At 72.2% G+C, this 18,794-nt stretch carries 17 protein-coding genes; 7 read left to right on the top strand and 10 right to left on the bottom strand.

The genetic code is table 11. The annotated features are described in order from the left end of the window. Positions 1-88: 88 nt before the first annotated feature. On the bottom strand, positions 89-628 hold the full coding sequence (locus tag ACQEVC_RS02265; RefSeq protein WP_432872872.1) for a roadblock/LC7 domain-containing protein: 540 nt from the start codon (positions 626-628) through the stop codon (positions 89-91). A gap of 644 nt (positions 629-1,272) precedes the next feature. On the opposite strand from ACQEVC_RS02265, the gene ACQEVC_RS02260 reads away from it, so the two are divergent. Beyond that, entirely contained in the window at positions 1,273-1,755 is a 483-nt protein-coding gene (locus ACQEVC_RS02260; RefSeq protein WP_432872870.1) for a hypothetical protein, read from the top strand. 940 nt (positions 1,756-2,695) lie between these two features. Then, positions 2,696-3,865, top strand: a complete 1,170-nt coding sequence (locus ACQEVC_RS02255) for a hypothetical protein (RefSeq protein WP_432872868.1) — start codon at positions 2,696-2,698, stop codon at positions 3,863-3,865. Between the two features lie 12 nt (positions 3,866-3,877). Here ACQEVC_RS02255 and ACQEVC_RS02250 read toward each other — a convergent pair whose 3' ends face one another. The 5 genes from ACQEVC_RS02250 to ACQEVC_RS02230 all read right to left on the bottom strand — a co-directional run bounded on the left by ACQEVC_RS02250 (position 3,878) and on the right by ACQEVC_RS02230 (position 8,581). Further along, positions 3,878-4,510 carry a hypothetical protein gene (locus ACQEVC_RS02250; RefSeq protein WP_234359474.1) on the bottom strand — a complete coding sequence of 211 codons (633 nt, stop codon included), beginning with the start codon at positions 4,508-4,510 and terminating at the stop codon, positions 3,878-3,880. Positions 4,511-4,688: 178 nt separating this feature from the next. Then, positions 4,689-5,921: a serine hydrolase domain-containing protein gene (locus tag ACQEVC_RS02245; protein WP_432872866.1), complete on the bottom strand. Its 1,233-nt coding sequence runs from the start codon at positions 5,919-5,921 to the stop codon at positions 4,689-4,691. A gap of 98 nt (positions 5,922-6,019) precedes the next feature. Further along, on the bottom strand, positions 6,020-6,859 hold the full coding sequence (locus tag ACQEVC_RS02240; protein WP_432872864.1) for a YqeB family protein: 840 nt from the start codon (positions 6,857-6,859) through the stop codon (positions 6,020-6,022). A 1-nt stretch (position 6,860) separates the two neighbouring features. Next, positions 6,861-7,685, bottom strand: a complete 825-nt coding sequence (locus ACQEVC_RS02235) for an ABC transporter permease (protein WP_432872863.1) — start codon at positions 7,683-7,685, stop codon at positions 6,861-6,863. Beyond that, a complete protein-coding gene (locus ACQEVC_RS02230) occupies positions 7,682-8,581 on the bottom strand; it encodes an ABC transporter ATP-binding protein (protein ID WP_432872861.1) in 900 nt (299 codons plus the stop codon). Before ACQEVC_RS02230 ends, ACQEVC_RS02235 begins: the two co-directional genes overlap by 4 nt. Positions 8,582-8,711: 130 nt before the next feature. Here ACQEVC_RS02230 and ACQEVC_RS02225 point away from each other — a divergent pair, with 130 nt between their 5' ends. Together ACQEVC_RS02225 and ACQEVC_RS02220 are read left to right on the top strand one after the other, a co-directional pair. Beyond that, positions 8,712-10,112, top strand: a complete 1,401-nt coding sequence (locus tag ACQEVC_RS02225) for a sensor histidine kinase (RefSeq protein ID WP_432872859.1) — start codon at positions 8,712-8,714, stop codon at positions 10,110-10,112. After that, positions 10,091-10,834: a response regulator transcription factor gene (locus ACQEVC_RS02220; protein WP_432890954.1), complete on the top strand. Its 744-nt coding sequence runs from the start codon at positions 10,091-10,093 to the stop codon at positions 10,832-10,834. The genes ACQEVC_RS02225 and ACQEVC_RS02220 overlap by 22 nt, the downstream gene beginning before the upstream one ends. A gap of 22 nt (positions 10,835-10,856) precedes the next feature. Here the strand turns inward: ACQEVC_RS02220 and ACQEVC_RS02215 are convergent, their stop codons facing one another. Further along, the gene (locus ACQEVC_RS02215) at positions 10,857-13,679 is read right to left on the bottom strand and encodes a hypothetical protein (RefSeq protein ID WP_432872857.1); all 2,823 of its coding nucleotides are present in this window, start codon (positions 13,677-13,679) and stop codon (positions 10,857-10,859) included. A 230-nt stretch (positions 13,680-13,909) separates the two neighbouring features. Between ACQEVC_RS02215 and ACQEVC_RS02210 the strand changes: the two genes are divergently transcribed. Then, entirely contained in the window at positions 13,910-14,053 is a 144-nt protein-coding gene (locus tag ACQEVC_RS02210) for a hypothetical protein (RefSeq protein WP_432872855.1), read from the top strand. Positions 14,054-14,144: 91 nt separating this feature from the next. Here the strand turns inward: ACQEVC_RS02210 and ACQEVC_RS02205 are convergent, their stop codons facing one another. Next, the gene (locus tag ACQEVC_RS02205; protein WP_432872853.1) at positions 14,145-14,660 is read right to left on the bottom strand and encodes a winged helix-turn-helix transcriptional regulator; all 516 of its coding nucleotides are present in this window, start codon (positions 14,658-14,660) and stop codon (positions 14,145-14,147) included. Between the two features lie 88 nt (positions 14,661-14,748). On the opposite strand from ACQEVC_RS02205, the gene ACQEVC_RS02200 reads away from it, so the two are divergent. Beyond that, positions 14,749-15,081 (top strand): nuclear transport factor 2 family protein, encoded by a 333-nt coding sequence (locus tag ACQEVC_RS02200; protein ID WP_432872851.1) that lies wholly within the window; start codon positions 14,749-14,751, stop codon positions 15,079-15,081. Positions 15,082-15,293: 212 nt separating this feature from the next. Further along, the gene (locus ACQEVC_RS02195; protein WP_432872849.1) at positions 15,294-16,802 is read left to right on the top strand and encodes an Nramp family divalent metal transporter; all 1,509 of its coding nucleotides are present in this window, start codon (positions 15,294-15,296) and stop codon (positions 16,800-16,802) included. 77 nt (positions 16,803-16,879) lie between these two features. Here ACQEVC_RS02195 and ACQEVC_RS02190 read toward each other — a convergent pair whose 3' ends face one another. Next, positions 16,880-17,701 carry an ABC transporter permease gene (locus tag ACQEVC_RS02190; RefSeq protein WP_432872847.1) on the bottom strand — a complete coding sequence of 274 codons (822 nt, stop codon included), beginning with the start codon at positions 17,699-17,701 and terminating at the stop codon, positions 16,880-16,882. Position 17,702: 1 nt separating this feature from the next. Further along, positions 17,703-18,719 (bottom strand): ABC transporter substrate-binding protein, encoded by a 1,017-nt coding sequence (locus ACQEVC_RS02185; RefSeq protein WP_432872845.1) that lies wholly within the window; start codon positions 18,717-18,719, stop codon positions 17,703-17,705. Positions 18,720-18,794 lie beyond the last annotated feature (75 nt).

Below are 18,794 nucleotides of genomic sequence, written 5' to 3'. Positions count from 1 at the left end.
GGAGTTGGCGGGGGCGGTGCGGGGGCGGTGCGGGGGTTGGCGGGTGGCCGGCGCCGGGTAAGCCCGGCGCCGGCCCCAGCCCATGCTGCTACGTGGTGCCGCCGACGTGCAGCAGGTCAGCGATCCGTTCGGCGACCGGTCCCGCCTCCAGGTGCAGCCACGACACGTTCAACCGGTCGTCGCCGAGCACGGCGAGCAGTACCTGGTCGCTCACCCCGTACACCGTGAAGTAGCCCTGGTGGCTGTGGACCGTCAGCTCGCGCAGCGGACCCTGTTGGAGCGTCAGGCCGCACTGCCGACCGAGCCCGAAGGTGGTCGCCGCGAGCGCGGCGAGGTCGAGCGGCTCGGGGCCGGCGGTGAGGTCGTGCAGGAGGAGCCGCCCGTCGATGCCGGCGAGCACGGCACCGCGTACTCCGGGCACCCGGTCCCGGAGCACACCCAACTCGGCGTGTACGGCCGACGGGCCGGAGCGGGGCTGGCCGGCGGCGCCGGGACCCGGTTGGTCGAAGGCACTCTCGGGCAGGGCGTCCTCGCCGCCGCTGTCCAGTCGGGCCCCTGGAGAACGCCGGGGCAGCGGGCTGTCGAACAGGTCCCCTCCTCTGGCGTCCTGGAACTGCGTCACGGTCATCACCGCTCCTCGACCTGGCGCGCGTGGCGCGGGGCGAATGCGTGGTCAACCTGGGGGCAGGCCGGAGCAGCATGACGGATGGGTTCCTTGCCCGCGCGGGAACTCAGCGGCCGGATCGGCTGGTGCTTCGCCACTGACAGCGCCTCCATTCTTGGTGTGAACGTCACTGCCCGTAGTGCCATCACCGCTGAACGGCGAATGTGGGCGGCGGCCGGTCTGACGCGCGAGTTGCTCCTCTGGGGAGAGTGGCATGCCGTGGTGCAAGTTGCATCTCGCGAGACAGGTATTTGTCTGTGCAGCTAACTTACTGTTGACCCGTCCGCGATGGAACAGGGCGATACGACCGATGTTGCGCGGCATGGGGGGTCGTTCTGCGCATCGCATCACTGCGCACAGTGACCAAAACGGAGTGTGATTGCACGTGGCGTCTGCAAACCGCAAATGCACGTGCGCTTCCCAGGTCATCACGGGATGCGAGTGGACGGCATCGAGGTGCTGTGTCAGAGTGCAAGGGAAGACATTTACGAACACAACTGTCTGATGCGCTACGCGGGGAGAAGCGCGGTGTTGCCCATCACCGCCCTACGTGGAACGGGTGAGCGACCTTGATACCCCTCGGGGCGGGGTCGCTGCTCGAGTACCGGGTGACCGACGCGATGTGGGTCTGCGCCGGGGTCGTACGCGTCGCCCGGTCCTTCTTCTGCCTGACCGATCCCGATCCGCCGCCACGCTGGCACTGGCAGGCCAACGCCCGGGACAACGGCCTGGTCGGGGTGACCGAGGGGGCCATGCTGGTGCGTACCGGCTGTGGCGGCGGCTGGGTCAACCTCACCGTCGAACTGCACGCCGAACGGCCGGCGGCGGAGACGGCCGGTTGGGACGACGCGGTCGAGATCTCGTACCGGACGGAGGTCGGCCAGTCGCACGTCCGGTCGGCGCGCGGCGGCGGTACCGACTTTCCCCGGGTCAGTTTCCGTGGCGCGGGCAGCTACCGGATCCGGGTGCACGCCCGGGGGCGGCACCCCTGCGTCGGCCGGCCCGTCGCCGGCCGGGTGGAGGACTACCTGTTGCAGGTCTGGCCGGCTCCGGTGGGGCGTACCGAGATCCTCCGGGCGGCCGGCGGATGACGGGGCCCCTCCTCGGGGGTCGACGCCCGCGCGCGGTGCCGAGCCGTCGTCGGCGGTTTCGGGCTAACCGGACGGATTGTCCGACATCGGGACCCGGGGCGACGACATGCTTCGCTGGTCGGTCCGCCGCGCGACCCGACGCCGGCGGGCCGCCCTCCGCCGACGTGGCGGCGGACCGGTGGAGGTTCGGTCACCGGCGCCACGTCGTCGGTGGCCGACCCCGGACAGGCCCCGGGGCGGGTGCCCGCAGCACGGCCGTCACCTTCCCCCGTAGTTGACGGCCGGCCCAGCCCGCCCCGGTGCCGACCCCTCCGCCACCTAATCGGTCCGGCTTCGCCGGCCGGTGGCGGGGGCCCGGACGATAACCGGGAGGTCAAGGTTTGGTTATTGAGGATATCCAGCAGGTCTCTCCGTGCTATACCGTGACCGGGTGAGAGTCGAGCGGCACTGGTGGAACGGCGATCGGGGTCCGCGCTCACGGCGCGACGTCTACATTCGTACGGATGGGCAGCTATGGGAAGTCGAGGCCCAGGTCGGGGGCGCCCAAGGGCGCTCGAAGGTGCAACAGTGCCCCGGTGAGGCGTCCGCGCGCATTCTCGCGGATGCCTGGCTAGGTGGGCGCCCGGGTTGGCGAGAGATGGTGCTCTGAGCCGACCGCCGTCCGGGCTGGTCGCGCGTAGCTGTCTCGCGGCTCGATAGTCTTCCGCAAAGATCCGAGAGGCGGGCCACGCCGAGGGTGATAGTCACCCGTCGGCGCGGAGTTGCGCGTCCACCCGGGCGGCGCGGGGTTCCGTTACCGGAACCGGTCGCGGTGGCCAAGGCACTTTCCGCGATCTGCCAAAGGAATTGCACCCCGGTTACCTCTCGCGGTTGCGTCAAGTTACCATCTAAGCACTCATGGTGATCAATGTCTTGACGACGATCAGCGGGGTGAGGGTTGGTGGCGCGGGACCTTGACGGGCGATCGGGCGGAATGCGGCGGCGGATCGGGGATCTCGACCGCAGCCTGCTGCTGCACTGCCGGACCAGCCAGGTCACCCAGGCGGCCGAGGTGGCCGACCGGAGTGGCGGCGGCCTGGTCGTCACCGCCGACCGGGGCAACCTGCGCGGCTGCCTGGGCCGGGCCCGGCACCTGCGGGAGGTCGACCACTACCGTCGGCCGGTGCTGCTCGACGCGGCCCGGTACGCCGGAGACGGCCGGCTGCCCGCAGCCGCGCCGTTCGACCCGCGGTGGATCGACTGCCAGCGGGACCTCGGGCTGCCGGTGCTGACCGACTCGGGTTACCTGGACCGGGACGACACCGCCGGCCTGGCCGGGATCCTCGAACGGGCCGCCCGGCTCGGTGACGCCATCGCGCTGCTGCCGATGCACCCGGGCTGGCTCGCCGACCGGATCGCCCGACAGACCCTGGTCCGCTACGTGGCGGCGGTCGGCGTACCGGTGGCGGTGGTGGTGGAGGAGTCGGCGAACCCGTTCACCCCGGCCAGTACGGTGCGGGGGCTGCTCCAGTTGCTCGGCTGCGGCGTACCGGTGCTGGTGCTCCGGGCCGACCTGCCGGTGCTCGGAGTGCTCTGCTCCGGGGCGACCGCGGTGGCGATCGGCACCGAACCCGCGCTGCGCCGGCTCGATCCGCGCCGGCCCGCCGGATCCCGGCCACCGGTCGGGGTACCCCGACCGTCGGCGGTGGTCCGGCAGTGCCTGTCGTACGCGCCGCTGCCCGAGATCGAGGCCACCATGCGCCGGTACCCGGACAACGGGATGTGGCACTGCGACTGCACGACCTGTGCCGGCCGGGGCCTGGGCTGGCTGCTGGACCGGCCGGACGGCGAGCGGAGCCGAACCGCGTTCCGGCACTCCGTCGACGTCCTGCTCGACCTGCGCGCGGAGCTGACCGGGCCGTCCGTGCAGCTCGGCGAGTGGAGCTGGCGGGCCCGCTGCGCCGCCGCCGCATCCCGGCGGCGCGAGGTGGGCTGGGACCTGCTGCCGATGCTGGACCACTGGCAGCAGGCGGTCGGCCCGCCGAGCACCTCCCGGCTGCCCGCACCGACCCGCCGGGCCGGCGGGTCGAGCCGGTTCTCCCGGGCGACGACCCCCCGATCTGCGGCCTGACCGCGCGCGGGATCAGGCCAGCGCCATCCGGGCCCAGCGGCTCGGGCTGAGCGTGAGCACCCGGAACGGGCAGTGCCGGTCGGTGAGCAGCGTGTACGCCTCGATCGCCCGCTCGGCCGCGTCCTGGGCCTGTTCGGCGGGGGTCATGCCCCGGCCCCGGTTGCGGAACAGCGCGCCGTAGAAGGCGGAGCAGAAGACGCCGCTCTCGTGCCAGCCGATCTGTGCCGAGGTGCCGATGTAGGTGACCTCGTCCTGGAGGCAGTCCCGGACCGCCTTCTGCCAGGCGCCGGTGCCGGTCCGGCAGCCGTCCGCGAGGATCGCGTGCGCCGAGATGCCCCGGCCCCGGGCGGCCGCCTCCTCGCCCAGCGCCTCCAGCGAGATCTTCGTCCGGCCGTCGCTGCTGGCGAAGGTGGGGGTACTGCTGTGGTCGCCGTGCGCCATCACGTGCAGTACGTCGCAGGAGGCGGTGAAGGCGGTCAGCACCGTGTCCGGGTCCCTGGAGCGGACGAAGTCGATGTCGACGATCGGCTGCTGGTGCTCGGCGTTGATGTTCTGCAAGGTGGACTGGACGAACGTCATCGCCGCGTCGAACGACGAGTCGAGCCCGATGTCGAGCAGACTCACCCGCTTCGCCCTCATCGCCATGGCGAACCTCCCCCGGATGCGATCAACACGCTACCCCTGCCCCGCCAACCCCCACCGGCCCGGGCGACACCGGCCCGAGCAGCCATTCGGCGGCCGGTGCCTGCCCGGGCTGCTCGACCGGTACCTGGCCCGGACCGGGTACCGACGCGAGGCGCAGGAACCCGACCGAATGGCCGGGTCAGTCGACCAGGGCCGCGTAGACGAGCTGGCGCAGCTCCGCACGGAGCGGATGGGTGCTGGAGGGGACGAGCTGGGTGAAGAGCAGCGCGGTCACCTCGTCGACCGGGTCGACCCAGAACGCGGTACTCGCCATGCCGCCCCAGTAGAACTCGCCCGCGTTGCTCGGGGTGCGGCTCGGCACCGGATCGAGTACCACCGCGAAGCCGAGCCCGAAACCGATGCCGTCGAAGGTGGTCTCGGCGAACCCGCCGGTCGAGAGCCGCCCCAGGTCCTGCCCCTCCGACAGGTGGTTGCGGGTCATGAACCGGACCGTACGCGGACCGAGCAGGCGTACCCCGTCCAGCTCTCCGCCGCGCAGCAGGAACTGGGTGAACCGGTGGTAGTCGGCCGCCGTGGAGAGCAGGCCGCCACCGCCGGAGAGCAGGGCCGGCTTCTTGTGCGCGAGCGCGCCGACCTGGTCGTACCGGACCGCCTGGCCGGTCGTCGGGTGCGCGGCGTAGCAGGCGGCCAGCCGGTCCGCGTCGGCGCCCTCGGCCCACCAGCCGGTGTCGGTCATGCCGAGCGGACGGAGGATGCGTTCGGTGAAGAAGACGTCCAGCGACTGGCCGGAGACCACCTCGACCAGCCGGCCGAGCACGTCGGTGGCGACCGAGTAGCCCCAGGCGGTGCCGGGCTGGAAGAGCAGCGGCAGCCGGGCCAGGCCCTCGGTGGCGGTGGCCAGGTCGAAGTCCGACGGGGGATAGAGGTCGAACCCGGCGGCCCGGTACAGCCCGTCGACCACCGAGGTCTGCAGGAAGCCGTAGGTCAGCCCGGCGGTGTGGGTGAGCAGGTGCCAGACCCGGATCGGCTCGACCGCCGGCACCGTGTACGGCTTGAGCGCCGACCCCCGGTCGTAGACCCGGACGTCGGCGAACTCCGGCAGCCAGCGGCTGATCTCGTCGGTGAGCTGGAGCCGGCCCTCCTCCCAGAGCATCATCGCGGCGACCGACGTGACCGGCTTGGTCATCGAGTAGATCCGCCAGAGGGTGTCGGACTCGACCGGCAGCCCCGCCTCCCGGTCCCGCATCCCGTACGTCGAGGAGTGGGCGATCTCGCCCCGCCGGGTCACCACGATCTGCCAACCGGCCAACTGCCCCGCGTCGACGTACCGGGCGAAGTGGTCGTCGACGCGGGCCAGCCTCGCCGGGTCGAAGCCGACCTGGTCAGGGTCGACGCTGCGCTGGAGGCTCATTTGCGGAACCATACTGCCGGCTCGGAAAGGGCGGCAACGACCATCGGCTGTCGGTCACGGCACACCCCGGCCCCGGGTCGGCACGGTCGGCCACCGGGTCAGCCGGGCTCCACCGGCCGACCGACCGATCCGTCCCCGGGTTGTCCGGGCGGTCGGGTCCGGCGCCAGTACTGCCGCTTGCCCTCGTCCCGGACCACCACGCCGAGCGGGACCAGTTCGGTCCGCAACTCGGCCACGTCCGCCTTGTCGCCCTTGTCCAGCGCCCGCTGCCGGGCCTTGAGCAGCGAGTTCGCCCCGGGAGGCAGCTCCGGGCCGCCGTCGGTCCAGCGCCGGAAGTCCGCCCGGTACGGGTCGCCGTCGGCGTACCAGCGGTAACCGTACGCCTGGAAGGCGGCCCGGAGCCGGTCGGCCGGAAGGTCCGACGGCTCCCGGGCCAGCTCCTCGGCGGCGGGCCCGAGCAGGACGAGTCGCTTGCCGTCCCGGAACGCCCCGGTGATCTCGTCCCGGCCGATCCGCCGGGTGGTGGTGCCCCGCACCAGGGTCACCCTGTCGCCGGCGACGGTGACGGTCAACCGCTCGGCGGCGGCGATCCCGGCCACGAGCAGCCCGCCGAGCGTGCCGAGGACCAGGGCACCACCGGTGGCCCACGGCTCGTCGACCGCGTCGATCAGCATGAACGGACCGCGCATCGGGATCCAGCGCAGCGACGCCACCCAGCCCGCCGAGGCCTGCACCAGCCAGAGCAGGGCGGCGCCGAGCGGCGGGCAGAGGATCCAGACCAGGGCCACCCGGCCGGCCGGCTCGGCCACCACCGTCGGCTCGCCGGGCGCCGCCGGGGTACGGTGCGGGGCGGGTTCGCCGGACGACCCGGTACGGTCCGGGGCGGGTTCGCGGTCCGGCGGCCGGGTGCGGTCCGGCGGGGTCGCGTCGGCGGGCACCTCAGGACACCTCCCGGCGTACCGTCCGGATCAGCCCGCCGAGCAGCGGCACCAGCACCCAGACCGCGACCGAGACACCGAGCCGGGCCCACTGGCCGCCGTCGAGGTGCCCGGGGTTCGGCGGCTCGACCAGCGCGGCCGTGGTGAGCCCGGTGTCCAGCCACTCGGCGGCACCGTGCAGCCGCTCGATCATCCCGCCGAGGGTGGACCAGGCGATCGGCAGCACCAGGGAGAGCACGATCGCCAGCGGGGTGCTCTGGAGCAGCAGGCCGAACGCGATGCCGAGGAGCACGTTGACCACCTGGAAGACCGCGGCGCCGACGAACGCCGACCCGTCGGTGGACCAGGACCCGCCGTCGCCGGCCAACCCGGCGATCACGGTGCCGACCGCCGCCGTAGCCAGGCTGGCCGCCACCGAGATCAGCGCCGCGACCACCCCGGCGCCGAGTTTGGCGACGACCACCCGGTGCCGCTGCGGCACCAGCGCGAAGGTGGTCAGCACGGTGCGCTGGGAGAACTCGCTGGTGACCAGCAGGATGCCGAGGATCGGCAGCAGGATGCCGACCGGGATCTGGGACAGCGCGAAGAAGTTCTCGAACCGCTGCTCGGGGTCGGGGGCGGTGAAGAGCAGCACGGCCACGATGATCGCCGCGACCAGGCCGATGGTGATCAGCAGCCAGTAGCCGGCCCGGGTGTCGGCGAGTTTGCGCAGTTCGACCAGGGTCAGCCGGAGCAGCGTCGGCCGGCCGGAGGCGTCCGGCCGGTGCGTCCCGGAGTCGGCGGCGCGCGGCGACGTCTCGGTGTGCGAGGTGGCGTCGATGGTCATCTCACGGCCTCCCGGACGGATTCGCCAGCGGTCAGGGTCAGGAAGATCTGCTCCAGGCCGGCGCTCTCCGCCGGTCGGAGTTCCAACAGCGCCACGCCGGAGTCGGCGGCGGCCTGCCCGACGGCGCCGGGGTCGGCCCCGACCAGCAGGCCGCCGTCGGTGCCGGACCGCACCGGCAGCCCGGCCCGGTCCAGGGCGCCGCGCAGCGCCTCCGGGTCCCGGGCCCGGACCAGCGCGCCCGCGCCGGCCAGCAACTCGTCCTTGCTGCCCTGCGCGACCACCCGGCCGGCACCGATCACCACCAGCCGGTCGGCCACCGCCTCGACCTCGCGGAGCAGGTGCGAGGAGAGCAGCACCGTGCCGCCCCGGTCGGCGAAGTCGCGCAGCAGGCCGCGCATCCAGAAGATCCCCTCCGGGTCGAGGCCGTTCGCCGGCTCGTCCAGGATCAGCACCCGGGGGTCGCCGAGCAGCGCCTGTGCCAGGCCGAGCCGCTGGCGCATCCCCAACGAGTACGCCCGGACCCGTCGCCGGGCCGCGACCGCGTTCAACCCGACCTGGTCGAGGCACTCGTCGACCCGGCGCCGGGAGACCCCGATGGTGCGGGCCGAGAGCATCAACGTCTCCCGCCCGGACCGGCCCGGGTGCTGCGCACCGGCGTCGAGCAGCAGCCCGACCCGCCGGCCCGGGTTCGGCAGCCGGCGGTAGTCGACCGACTCGACCGTGGCGGTGCCGGCGGTCGGCGGGGTGAAACCGCAGATCATCCGCATGGTGGTGGACTTGCCGGCCCCGTTCGGGCCGAGGAACCCGGTCACGGTGCCCGGTTCGCAGCGGAACGAGATGTCGTCGACCGCGGTGTGCCGGCCGTACCGTTTCGTCAGGTGTTCGACGGTGATCATGCGGTCGAGCCTGCCGGGTCCGGTCGGTCCGGCGCTGCGGCCCGGAGTCCATGGCCGGCGACCTTCGGCTACTTCCAGACCTCGACTTTGGTCGGTGTCCGGTGCCGGCGCCGGTTCGTACAGTTGGCAGATGACTGGTGTGGCGGCGCGCCCCGAGCATCCCTGGCTGCTGCCGGCCACCCTGACCGCCGACCCGGCCACCGGCCGGCCCCGGCCCCGCCGGTCGACCCGGGACTGGATCGTCGACACGATCTGCTTCCTGATCGCCTCCGGATACGCGTTCATCGCCTTCTGGGACGTGCTGAGCCCGCAGCCGACCCTGGTGGCGGACCGGGCCGACTCGGAACTCGCGGTCGCGATCGACGCGGTACTGAGCACCGCGCTCTGCCTCGCGCTCTGGGTACGCCGCCGCTGGCCGGTCGCGCTGGCCGCCGTCGCCCTGCCGGTGGCGCTCTTCTCCACCCCGTCCGGGATCGCCACGCTGATCATCCTGCTGACCCTGGTGGTGCACCGCCCGCTCTCGGTGGCCGGCCCGCTGGTCGCGGCACACCTCGGGGTCGCGGTGCTCTACGAGTACCGCAATCCCGACCCGACCGACGGGCCGTGGATCGGGATGGCGCTCAGCGGGGTACTGACCGCCTCGGTGCTGGCCTGGGGGATGTTCATCCGGGCCCGGCGGCAGCTCGTGCTCTCCTGGCGGGACCGGGCGTACCGGGCCGAGGCGGAGCAGCGGTTGCGGGTCGAGGCGGCCCGGCGGCTGGAACGGACCCGGATCGCCGGTGAGATGCACGACGTGCTGGCGCACCGGATCTCGCTGCTCAGCCTGCACGCCGGAGCGCTGGAGTTCCGGCCCGACGCGCCGCCGGAGGAGATCGCCCGGGCGGCCGGGGTGATCCGGACCAGCGCGCACCAGGCGTTGCAGGACCTGCGCGAGGTGATCAGTGTGCTCCGGGAGGACCCGCCGGAGGGCGGGGCGGAGCAGGAGCAGGCGGTCGAGCCGGCGCCGGTATCCGACGGCTGGGGCGGGGCGCCGAAGGCGTACCCGCCGGACCCGCCGTATCCGCCGGTGCCGCTGCCGGCCGCCGGGGAGCCGGACCCGCCCGTTCCGCCGGCCCGGGCGCCGGAGCGGCCGCAGCCGACCCTGGACGACCTGCCGGCCCTGGTGGCCGAGTCCCGGGAGGCGGGCATGCGGGTGGACCTGCGTACCGAGTTGACCGCCACGGAGACCGCGCCGGCCGGGCTTGGGCGCGGGGCGTACCGGATCGTGCAGGAGGGGCTGACCAACGCCCGCAAGCACGCTCCGGGGACCACTGTGCTGGTGACCGCGCGGGGACGGCCGGGGCTGGGGCTCAGCGTCGAGGTACGCAACCGGTGGCCGGTCGGCCAGCCGGCCGGACCCCGGATCCCGGGTACCGGCACCGGCCTGGTCGGGCTCGGTGAACGGACCGCACTGCTCGGCGGGTGGCTGGAGCACGGGCGTACCGACTCGGGTGACTTCCGGCTGGCGGCCTGGCTACCGTGGCCATCGTGAGCGGGGGACACGTCGATCCGGTTCCGGGATCGCAGCCGGAGCCGCCGGCCGGTCCGGTACGGGTGCTGATCGTCGACGACGACGCGCTGGTCCGGGCCGGGCTGTCGATGATCCTCGGCGGTGTGCCGGAGCTGCTGGTGGTCGGCGAGGTGGCCGACGGCAGCGAGGTGCTGCCGGCGGTCGCCGCACACCGCCCCGACGTGGTGCTGATGGACATCCGGATGCCCCGGATGGACGGGCTGGCCGCCACCGAGGCGCTGCGCCGGCTGCCGCACCCGCCGGAGGTGCTGGTGCTGACCACCTTCGACGTCGACGAGTACGTGCTGCGGGCGTTGCGGGCCGGTGCCAGCGGCTTCCTGCTCAAGGACACCCCGCCGGTCGAGATCGTCGCGTCGATCGGCCGGGTCGCGGCCGGCGAGGCGACGCTCTCCCCGACGGTCACCCGCAAGCTGATCGCGCACGTGACCGGCGCGGGTACGCCGGCCCGGCGGGACGCCGACCTCCGGCGGGACCGCGCGGTACGCCTGCTCGACGGGCTGAGCGCCCGGGAGCGGGAGGTCGCGGTCGCGATCGGGCGGGGCTGGTCCAACGCGGAGATCTCCGCCGCGCTGTTCATGAGCGTGGCGACGGTGAAGGCGTACGTCTCCCGGCTGCTGACCAAGCTGGAGCTGACCAACCGGGTCCAGGTGGCCCTGCTCGTGCACGACGCCGAACTGGTCTGACCCGCGCCCCGGCCGGCACCGGTCAGCGCTCCTGGAGTCGCAACACGTCCAGGCCGCTGGTGTCGACCACCGGGCCGGTCTCCCGCATCCGCTCGGCGACCTGGTGCCACCGCCCGGCCTGCCGGGTGCAGATGCCCTGTGCCTCGTCGCCGCGCAGCGGCTCGCCCCGGTAGTCCAGCTCGGCCAGCCGGCGCCGGGCGCGCAGGCTGCCGTCCCCGGCGTGCTCGGCGACGGTCTGGTAGATGGCGTTGAGCCGGCGGTCCACCAGCGCGATGTTGTGCCGGGCCAGCCGCTCGATGTTCTCCTCGGTCCGGCTGCCGTCCCCGACCAGCCGGTCGGCGCCGGCCAGGCAGAGGTCGTCGTAGCGCGGGATGGCCGGCGGGAACCGGGCTTCGGCGATCCGGATCGGGTCGACCGCCTCGCGCAGCAGCCGGATGAACTCGGCCCGGTCCCGCCAGTACCGGGCGTGGTCCAGGGCGATCCGGCAGAGCGTGTCCCAGGTCTCCGCGTCCAGGTCGAGCCAGCGGATGAGCTGGTGCGGGTCGGCGGTCTGCGGCGGCAGGGCCCGGTCGTGCCAGGTCTGTTCGAGGAGTACGGCACCCTGGCAGAGCAGCTCCTTGGCGTACGCCGACATCCGGGAGTTGATCACCTTGTCCGGGCGCGGCAGCACCACCTTGAGGCTCGGGTACACCTCCTCCTCGAAGTACCCGAAGTCCTGCAACCGGCGCAGCGGCGCCAGATCGGGCTCGCTGCTCAGGATCCACCGCCGTAGCCGGTCGGCGGCGACCCCGCTCTCGGTGCAGGCCAGCGCGGCCCGTAGCTGCTCCACGGCCTTCGTCACCAGCGGCGCGACCGGCGGGGGCAGCGGGTGCGGGGTCGGCTCCGGCGCCACCGGACCGGTCGGGGTGGCCGGTGGCGCGGCCGGTCGGCGGTGCCAGCGGGGCGGGTACGCCAGCGGCAGCGCGTCGGCGATCAGCCGGCGGCCCCGCCACAGCGCCCGGCCGGCCGCCGACAGGTACGCCGGAGCGGTCCGCTCCAGATCCGGGAAGTACCCCTTGAGCGCGAAGGCATAGGTGCAGGCCGCGTTGTAGAAGTCGAACGACCGGAGGTGGTGTCTCGGCCACCGCCGGTGTTGCGCCCGCCGGATCGCCCGGTCCAGCAGTACGCCCCCGCACGGCCACTCCCGGCTCAGCGCCCGGGCCCGGGTACGCGGGCCGCGCCGCCACCAGCCGGCGAGGCAGCCACCGTCGTCGAACGGGCCGGCCGGCGCTCGGCTGTCATCGGCCGGTCCTCCGCCGTCATCGGCCGGCCCACGGCCGTCACCGTCAGCGGACCGCCCGGCCGGCCCGGTCGCGGCGGGACGGTGCGCCGGCTGCCAGCCGGCGGCGGCCCAGTCGTGCCACGCCTTCGCCAGCCGCAGCGGTGCCCAGACGTCCCGGAGCAGCAGCAGCGCCGAGTGGGTCACCTCGGACCGGGTGGCCCGGATGAACCAGGCGAGCACGGTGTCCTCGCGCAGCCGGTACAGCTCCTGGGCGGCGGCGACCTGGAACACCACCCGGGTCGCCTCCGGGAACTCCCGCAGCACCCGGCGCAGCCACTCCTTGGCGGCCGGTTCACCGGGCGCGTCGACGAAGGTCACCACGACCGGCCAGTACCGGTCGACGAACGCCTTCTCCAGGCGTTGCCGCATCTGGCGGCGTACCTTCTCCCGGTCGCCGACGCCGTCCTGCTTGAACCACTGGTGCACGGTCCGCTCGGTGTACGCCAGGGTGCAGGCGTACTGGTAGCGGAGCTTGATCGAGTCGGGCCGGCGGCGCAGGTAGCGCAGCGTGCCGAGCAGGTGCCGGGGCAGGTGGCGGAGCCGGTCGGCGCGGGTGGTCCAGACGTGGTCGTCGTACCAGCCGCCCTGCTCGCGCAGCACCAGTGCCGACTGGTACGTGTCCAGCGCCTCCAGGAACAGCCCCATCTCCTCCTGCACGCTGGCCACCATCATCCGCAGGTCGGCGTTGAACGGGTCGAGCCCCAGCGCCTCGCCGTAGTAGCGCAGCGCCTCGTCGAACTGCCGCCGGTCCTGCAACTCCTTGCCCTTGTTGTACGCGGCGAAGAGTGCCGCCGGCAGTTCCCGGCCGTGCCAGTTCCGCCACGGCGCGGCCCGGCCCAGCCGGGTCACCGGCAGGATCGTGGCCAGCACCCAGTACGCGGTCCGCCGGGTCGCCTCCTCCCAGGTGCCGCCCCACTGGGTGGTCATCGCGCTGCGGCCGCCGCCGAGGAACGAGGTGACGGTGGCGGAGACGCCGTAGCAGGGTTCCTGGGCCCGGACCTGCAACACCCCGGTCACCCGGTAGCCGATCCTGGGCCAGAGCCGGGGCAGCATCTGGAGCAGCATGACCAGCGGGTTGCCGCTGCGCGGGTCCACCCCGCTGGCCACGTCGAGGAAGGTCTCGGGCGGCGGGTCGGCGGGTCCGGCGTACGGCGGATAGATGTGCGTCTCGGAGAGCCGCTGGCAGAACTGGCTCTTCAGGTCGTCGACCGGGGCGTTGTGGTCCGGGGTGGCGTCGGTGAACTCGTGCACGTCCACCGGCCCGGGCCGGTAGGCGAGCCGGACCCGGCGCCGGTGCCGCCAGGCGGCGAAGCAGATCAGGGCCAGCAGGAGCAGCCCGAGTCGCTGCCGCATCGGGTGCGGCCCGTCGCCGCCGATGGCGATGGCGAGGCCGTCCAGCGGGCTGAGCAGCCAGGTGTCGGGGCGGCCGGCCCGCAGGTGCGCGCGGCCGATCCAGACCAGCGCGGCGAGCAGGGCGAGGGTGCTGAGGAGTTGCCAGGCGAGCGCCCGTCCGGTCCGGGGCATCGGCAGTGCGGCGGGCGCGGCCCGGGATTCTCTGCCGATCCGCCGGGGCGTTGGCTGCTCCCACTGCTCGGACCGTTGGATACCGTGTGACGTTCTGCTTGCTCGATGAGGCATCTCGGCCACCGATGAGTCTCGGCTCGGTCCCCTTTCCTGACAAACCCGCACCTCCAGGCTAGGGATCGTGGTAACGGCTGTGGTCCGGAATGCCCGTTCTCGGGAGTCTCGTTGGGGTGGTCGTGTCCCGCCCGCACCAGTGGTTCCGCACCGGGACTGCTTCCCTCCGGCGAGGGAAGGCCGGGCCGGCCGTACTGGTCTCCGAGGTGGGATTCCTGCTCGCCGGAGTGCTGGCCTACCGGCGGCGTACCCGGAGTTGACGGCCGCCCGCGCGGCGGGGCGACCCCTTCCGGCGGAGGCTGTCGAGTTGCCCCGTCTGTGCTACCTCCGATTCCGCCCGGACCGGTGCGCTCAGTCCCGGGGGCGCGGGGCGGGGCGGCGTGCGGTCGGGTCGGCGTACCGGGATCGCATGGCGGGGCTGGCGGCGGGGCCGGCGGCGAAGACGAAGTCGTCGCCGTCCAGCCGGCGGCCGGTGGCCCGGTCCACCACCACCGGGTCGGCCTCTACGCCGGTCTCCCGGTCCACCAGGATCATGCTGCGTTCCTCGGGGCGGAGCTGGGAGTTGCCCCAGGCGGCCAGCGTGACCACGACCGGCCGGAGGCTGCGGCCGAGGTCGGTGAGGACGTACTCGTAACGGTCCGGGCGGGTCTGGTAGCGGCGACGCCGCAGCAGACCGTTGTCGGTGAGGGTCTTCAGCCGGCTGGTCAGGATGCTGGACGAGATCTTCAGGTTCGCCTGGAACTGGTCGAACCGGGTGTAGCCGTCGAAGGCGTCGTGCAGGATCAGCAGCGTCCACCACTCGCCGACGTGCCCGAGTGCGGTGGAGAGCGGGCACTCGCGGTCCTCAAGCCTGATCTTGCCTGCCACCGGTCTGTCTCCCGTCGGGTCGCTGATGAGCTGGTGCTAGTGTAGAAGCTACTAGCTTCTAGTTCGAAAGTAACTCAGGAGGCCGATCGTGACCAGTGCCAACGCCGTCCCCGAGATCATCCGCCGGTACTTCGCGTACGCCTCGCAGCGGGACACCGAGGCCTACTTCGGGTTGTTCGCCGACGACGCCGTGGTCGAGGACGAGGGGAAGACGTACCACGGCATCGCCGAGATCCGCCGCTGGCGGGGCCAGGTGCCGCTGGTCAGCTACGAGATCACCGACGTCGAGCAGACCCCGGCCGGGACGGTGGTCACCGCCACCATCACCGGAGACTTCCCCGGCAGCCCGTTCGCCGGGCTCCGCTTCCGGTTCGAGGAGTACGACGACGCGGCGATCCGGCGACTCCGCATCGCCCCCTGACCGGGCAGGGCCGCCCCGGACCGGGGTTCGACCCCTCGGTCACCGGTCCGGGGCGCGGCACCGGGTACGACCCCGACCAGTCGACCAACCGGGTCGACTGTCTGATCCAGGATTGACCTATCCAGGAGCGTGCTGACAGAGATCGATTATTGCTTACCCGTTTCCGATGGATGACGATTGATGCCCGGGGGGATCTTCCAAGGAGGCATCTCATGGCGGAAGCGACACAGGTCCCGGATGTCCACTCCTATCCACTCGGCGCCAGCCGTCCCCCGCTCGCCGTGGCGGACCTTCCCGAGCCCGAGGAGGTCTTCAAGGTCCGCAGGCTCGGCCCCCGAGAGCTGGTCAAGTACGCCCTCGGCCCGAGCCTGATCGCGCTGGGCATCTCGATCGGCAGCGGCGAGTGGCTGCTCGGCCCGCAGGCGGTCGGCCAGTTCGGCTTCGTCGGAGTCGGTTGGGTCATCCTGATCTCGGCGGTGCTGCAGACCTTCTACAACATCGAGTGCTCCCGGTACGTGATGGCCACCGGCGAGGCTCCGGTGGTCGGCTGGGGGCGGGTGCCGCCCGGCTACCTGCTCTGGGTGCCGCTCTCGGTGTTCCTGGTGATCTTCGCGTTCATCGCCGGGGGATGGGCGGCCTCGGCCGGCCAGGGCATGTACGCGCTGGTGCACGGTGAAGCCCCGCCGTCCGGGGCGGAGGAGCCACGGCTCTGGGCGATCGCCCTGCTGGTGCTGGTCTTCCTGATCGCCGCCGGGGCGAAGCGGATCAGCCGGGCCCTCGAACTCGCCAACTGGGTGATGGTCAGTACCGTCCTGCTCGCCCTGCTGGTGGTGGCGCTGCTGGTGGTGCCCTGGGACATCTGGTGGGAGGGGATCCGGGGCTTCGTCACCCCGGCCGCGCCGCCGGAGGGGATCACCGCCACCCAGCTCGGCGGGCTGGCCGGGTTCACCGCACTCGTCTCCGGCCTCAACTGGTACGTGATGGGCCACTACCGGGACAAGGGCTACGGGATGGGCTTCCGGACCGGGTACATCTCCGGGCTGCGCGGCGAGCGGCGGGAACTGCTGGCCACCGGGGTCACCTTCCCGGACAACCCGGCGAACGCGGCCCGGTGGCGGCGCTGGTACCGGCTGCTGCTCATCGACATGTGGGGGATCTTCTTCGTCGGTGCGATGCTCGGCATGCTGCTGCCCACCATCCTGATGGCGCAGGCGGTGCAGCTCTCCGGCGAGGTGCCGACCGCGTCGAACGTACCGACCTTCGTGGCCACCGCCCTCGAACCCGACTACGGCCCACTGATGTTCTACGGCATGCTGCTGATCGGCGTACTGGTGCTGTTCAGCACCCAGCTCGGCATCTTCGAGGGAATGGTGCGGGTGAGCACCGACGCCGCGCACGCGACCAGTCCCCGACTGCGCCGGCTGCTGGAGGGCGACCCGCGCAAGTTCTACTACCCGTTCATGCTGCTGCTGCTCGTGATCATTTCAGTGGTGCTGCACCTGGCGGTGCCGGTGAACCTGGTGCAGTGGTCGGCCAACATGTCGAACCTGGGCGCGCTGCTCTATCCGTTCCTGCTGATCTACCTGAACAGCCGGCTGCCCCGGCCGGCGCGGCCGCGTCCCTGGCACTACGTACTGCTGGTGCTCAACGTGCTGTTCTTCGGCTTCTTCTTCGTCAACTTCATCGCCGACTTCATCGGTGACCCGCTGATCACTTTCTGAGGTGTCAGGAGAGGTCCCTTCTTAGGCAGAAGGCGATAGAGGGGGCCTTTCCTCGGCGGTGGGCCGGTGACGGGCGCTCAACGGGCCGAGGTCGTCTCCCGTACCCACGGCAGGGCCAACCACTCGATGGCGACCAGGGCGTAGTAGAGCACGATGCTCATGGCTCCGACCAGGATGATCGCGGCCCAGGCGGTCGCGCTGTCGGCGACCCCGCTGTACTGAAGGATCTGGAAGCCCAGCCCCGCGCCGTCCGCGGCGTAGAACTCACCGAGGACGGCGCCGATGGCCGCCAGCGGCATGGCGACCTTCAGACCGATGAACACCTGTGGCAGCGCGGCCGGGAACCGAACCTTGGAGAATGCCTGCCAGCGCGAGGCGTCCAGGGACCTGGCCAGTTCGGCCAGGTCCGCGGGGGTGGTGGTGAGTCCGGTCGTCGTGGCCAGGACGATGGGGAAGAACGCGAGCAGGACGACCATGGTCAGGATCGGCTTCTGACCGAAGTCCAGGGCAATGACCAGCAGCGGCGCAATAGTGATCTTCGGGACCGCGTTGACGGCCACGAGCAGCGGCGAAAACATCCGCTCGGTCGTGCGTGAGGCGGCCAGGGAGATGCCGATCAGGACTCCCGCGGCGGTGGCGAGCAGGAAACCGATCACGGTTTCCGCAGTGGTGGTCCAGGTGCCGTCGAGTAGCTCTCCCGGCTTGCGACGGAACGCGGCCAGAACATCGGCCGGCGGCGGCAGGACCGCCGGGTGGACGAGCGGGTACGCGGTGGTGACGAGCCACCAGGTCGCGATCGCGAGCAGCAGCCCGAGGAGGGGCCACACCCCGGCGCCCGCCACCCGGGCGGCGCTGCGCCGGTCCCGGGTCGCGGCCGTCTCGGATCGCACCTCGACCATTTCAGGGCTTCGGCGTCAGGCTGGCGTCGACGATCTGCTCCGGCGTCACACCAGGGGGGATCGACCCGGCGGTCTCCAACAGGGCGATACTGCCGGCCACCCGGCCCAGGTCGATCCCGCCGATTCCGGTCTCCGAGGCCACGTACGTGGCCATCAGCTCCAACTCGGCGGCGGCCGGCGCGGCAGCCGCGGCCGGCACGTTCCTGTGGAGAATCTCCCCGGACTCCTCGGGGTTCGCGATGCTGTATTCCAGCCCCCTGAGCAGGGCAGCGGTGAACCGCTTGACCATGTCCGGATTCTCCGTCGCGATCCTCTTGGAGGTGACCAGCACGTTGCCGTAGAGGTCTCGCATGACGTCGCTGTACGGCAGCACGACCGCCTTCCTGCCCTTCGCGGCGGCCTCGACGGTGGGCTTGCCGACCACGAACTGCCCGATGCCCTGGACGCCCCCGCCGGCCAGCGTGCCGATCAGGGTCTGCGGGGTGCCGTTGACCCACTTGACCCTGCTCCCGTCGATCTCCGCGAGCTTGGCGTACGTCGGGAACAGGTTCCGGACAACCGAACTGGGGCTGTCGGCCAGGGTCTTGCCCTCCAGGTCCTTCGGGACGGCGATTCCGTTCCCCTCCAGACTCATGATCGCGGCCATGGTCTTCTGCTGGATGGCGGCAACCGCGACGACGTCCTTCGTCTGTCCCTGCCCGGCGGCGAGAAGGAGCCCGGTGAGGTCGACCGGACTGAACGCGGCCCGCCCCGCGGCGATCATCTTGAGGTTCTCGGCGGTGGCGTTGCCGGGCTTGATGTCCACCTCGATCCCAGCCTCCCGGAAGTACCCCTTTTCAAGGGCGACCCAGGCGTACGCGTCACGCCCGAAGTTCCCGAAACTGGTCAGGTACGCCACCCTCTCCATGGAGCCTGAGTCGCCGCCGTCGGTGCCGTCCCCGGACGAGTCCGAGCAGGCGGCGGTGAGCAGCAACGTCGTGGCCAGAGCGGCGACTGCGGTCGTACGCGCGAGTCTCACGAGAACCTTCCTTTCGATCCGGCGGTGCCCGACCGTCCGGAGTGGGGGGTTGAGTACGGGAGCTTGGCGGAGGCA

This window comes from Plantactinospora sp. CA-294935, assembly GCF_050936445.1.
GTDB lineage: Bacteria > Actinomycetota > Actinomycetes > Mycobacteriales > Micromonosporaceae > Plantactinospora.
This window is presented reverse-complemented; position numbering and strand designations above follow the sequence as displayed.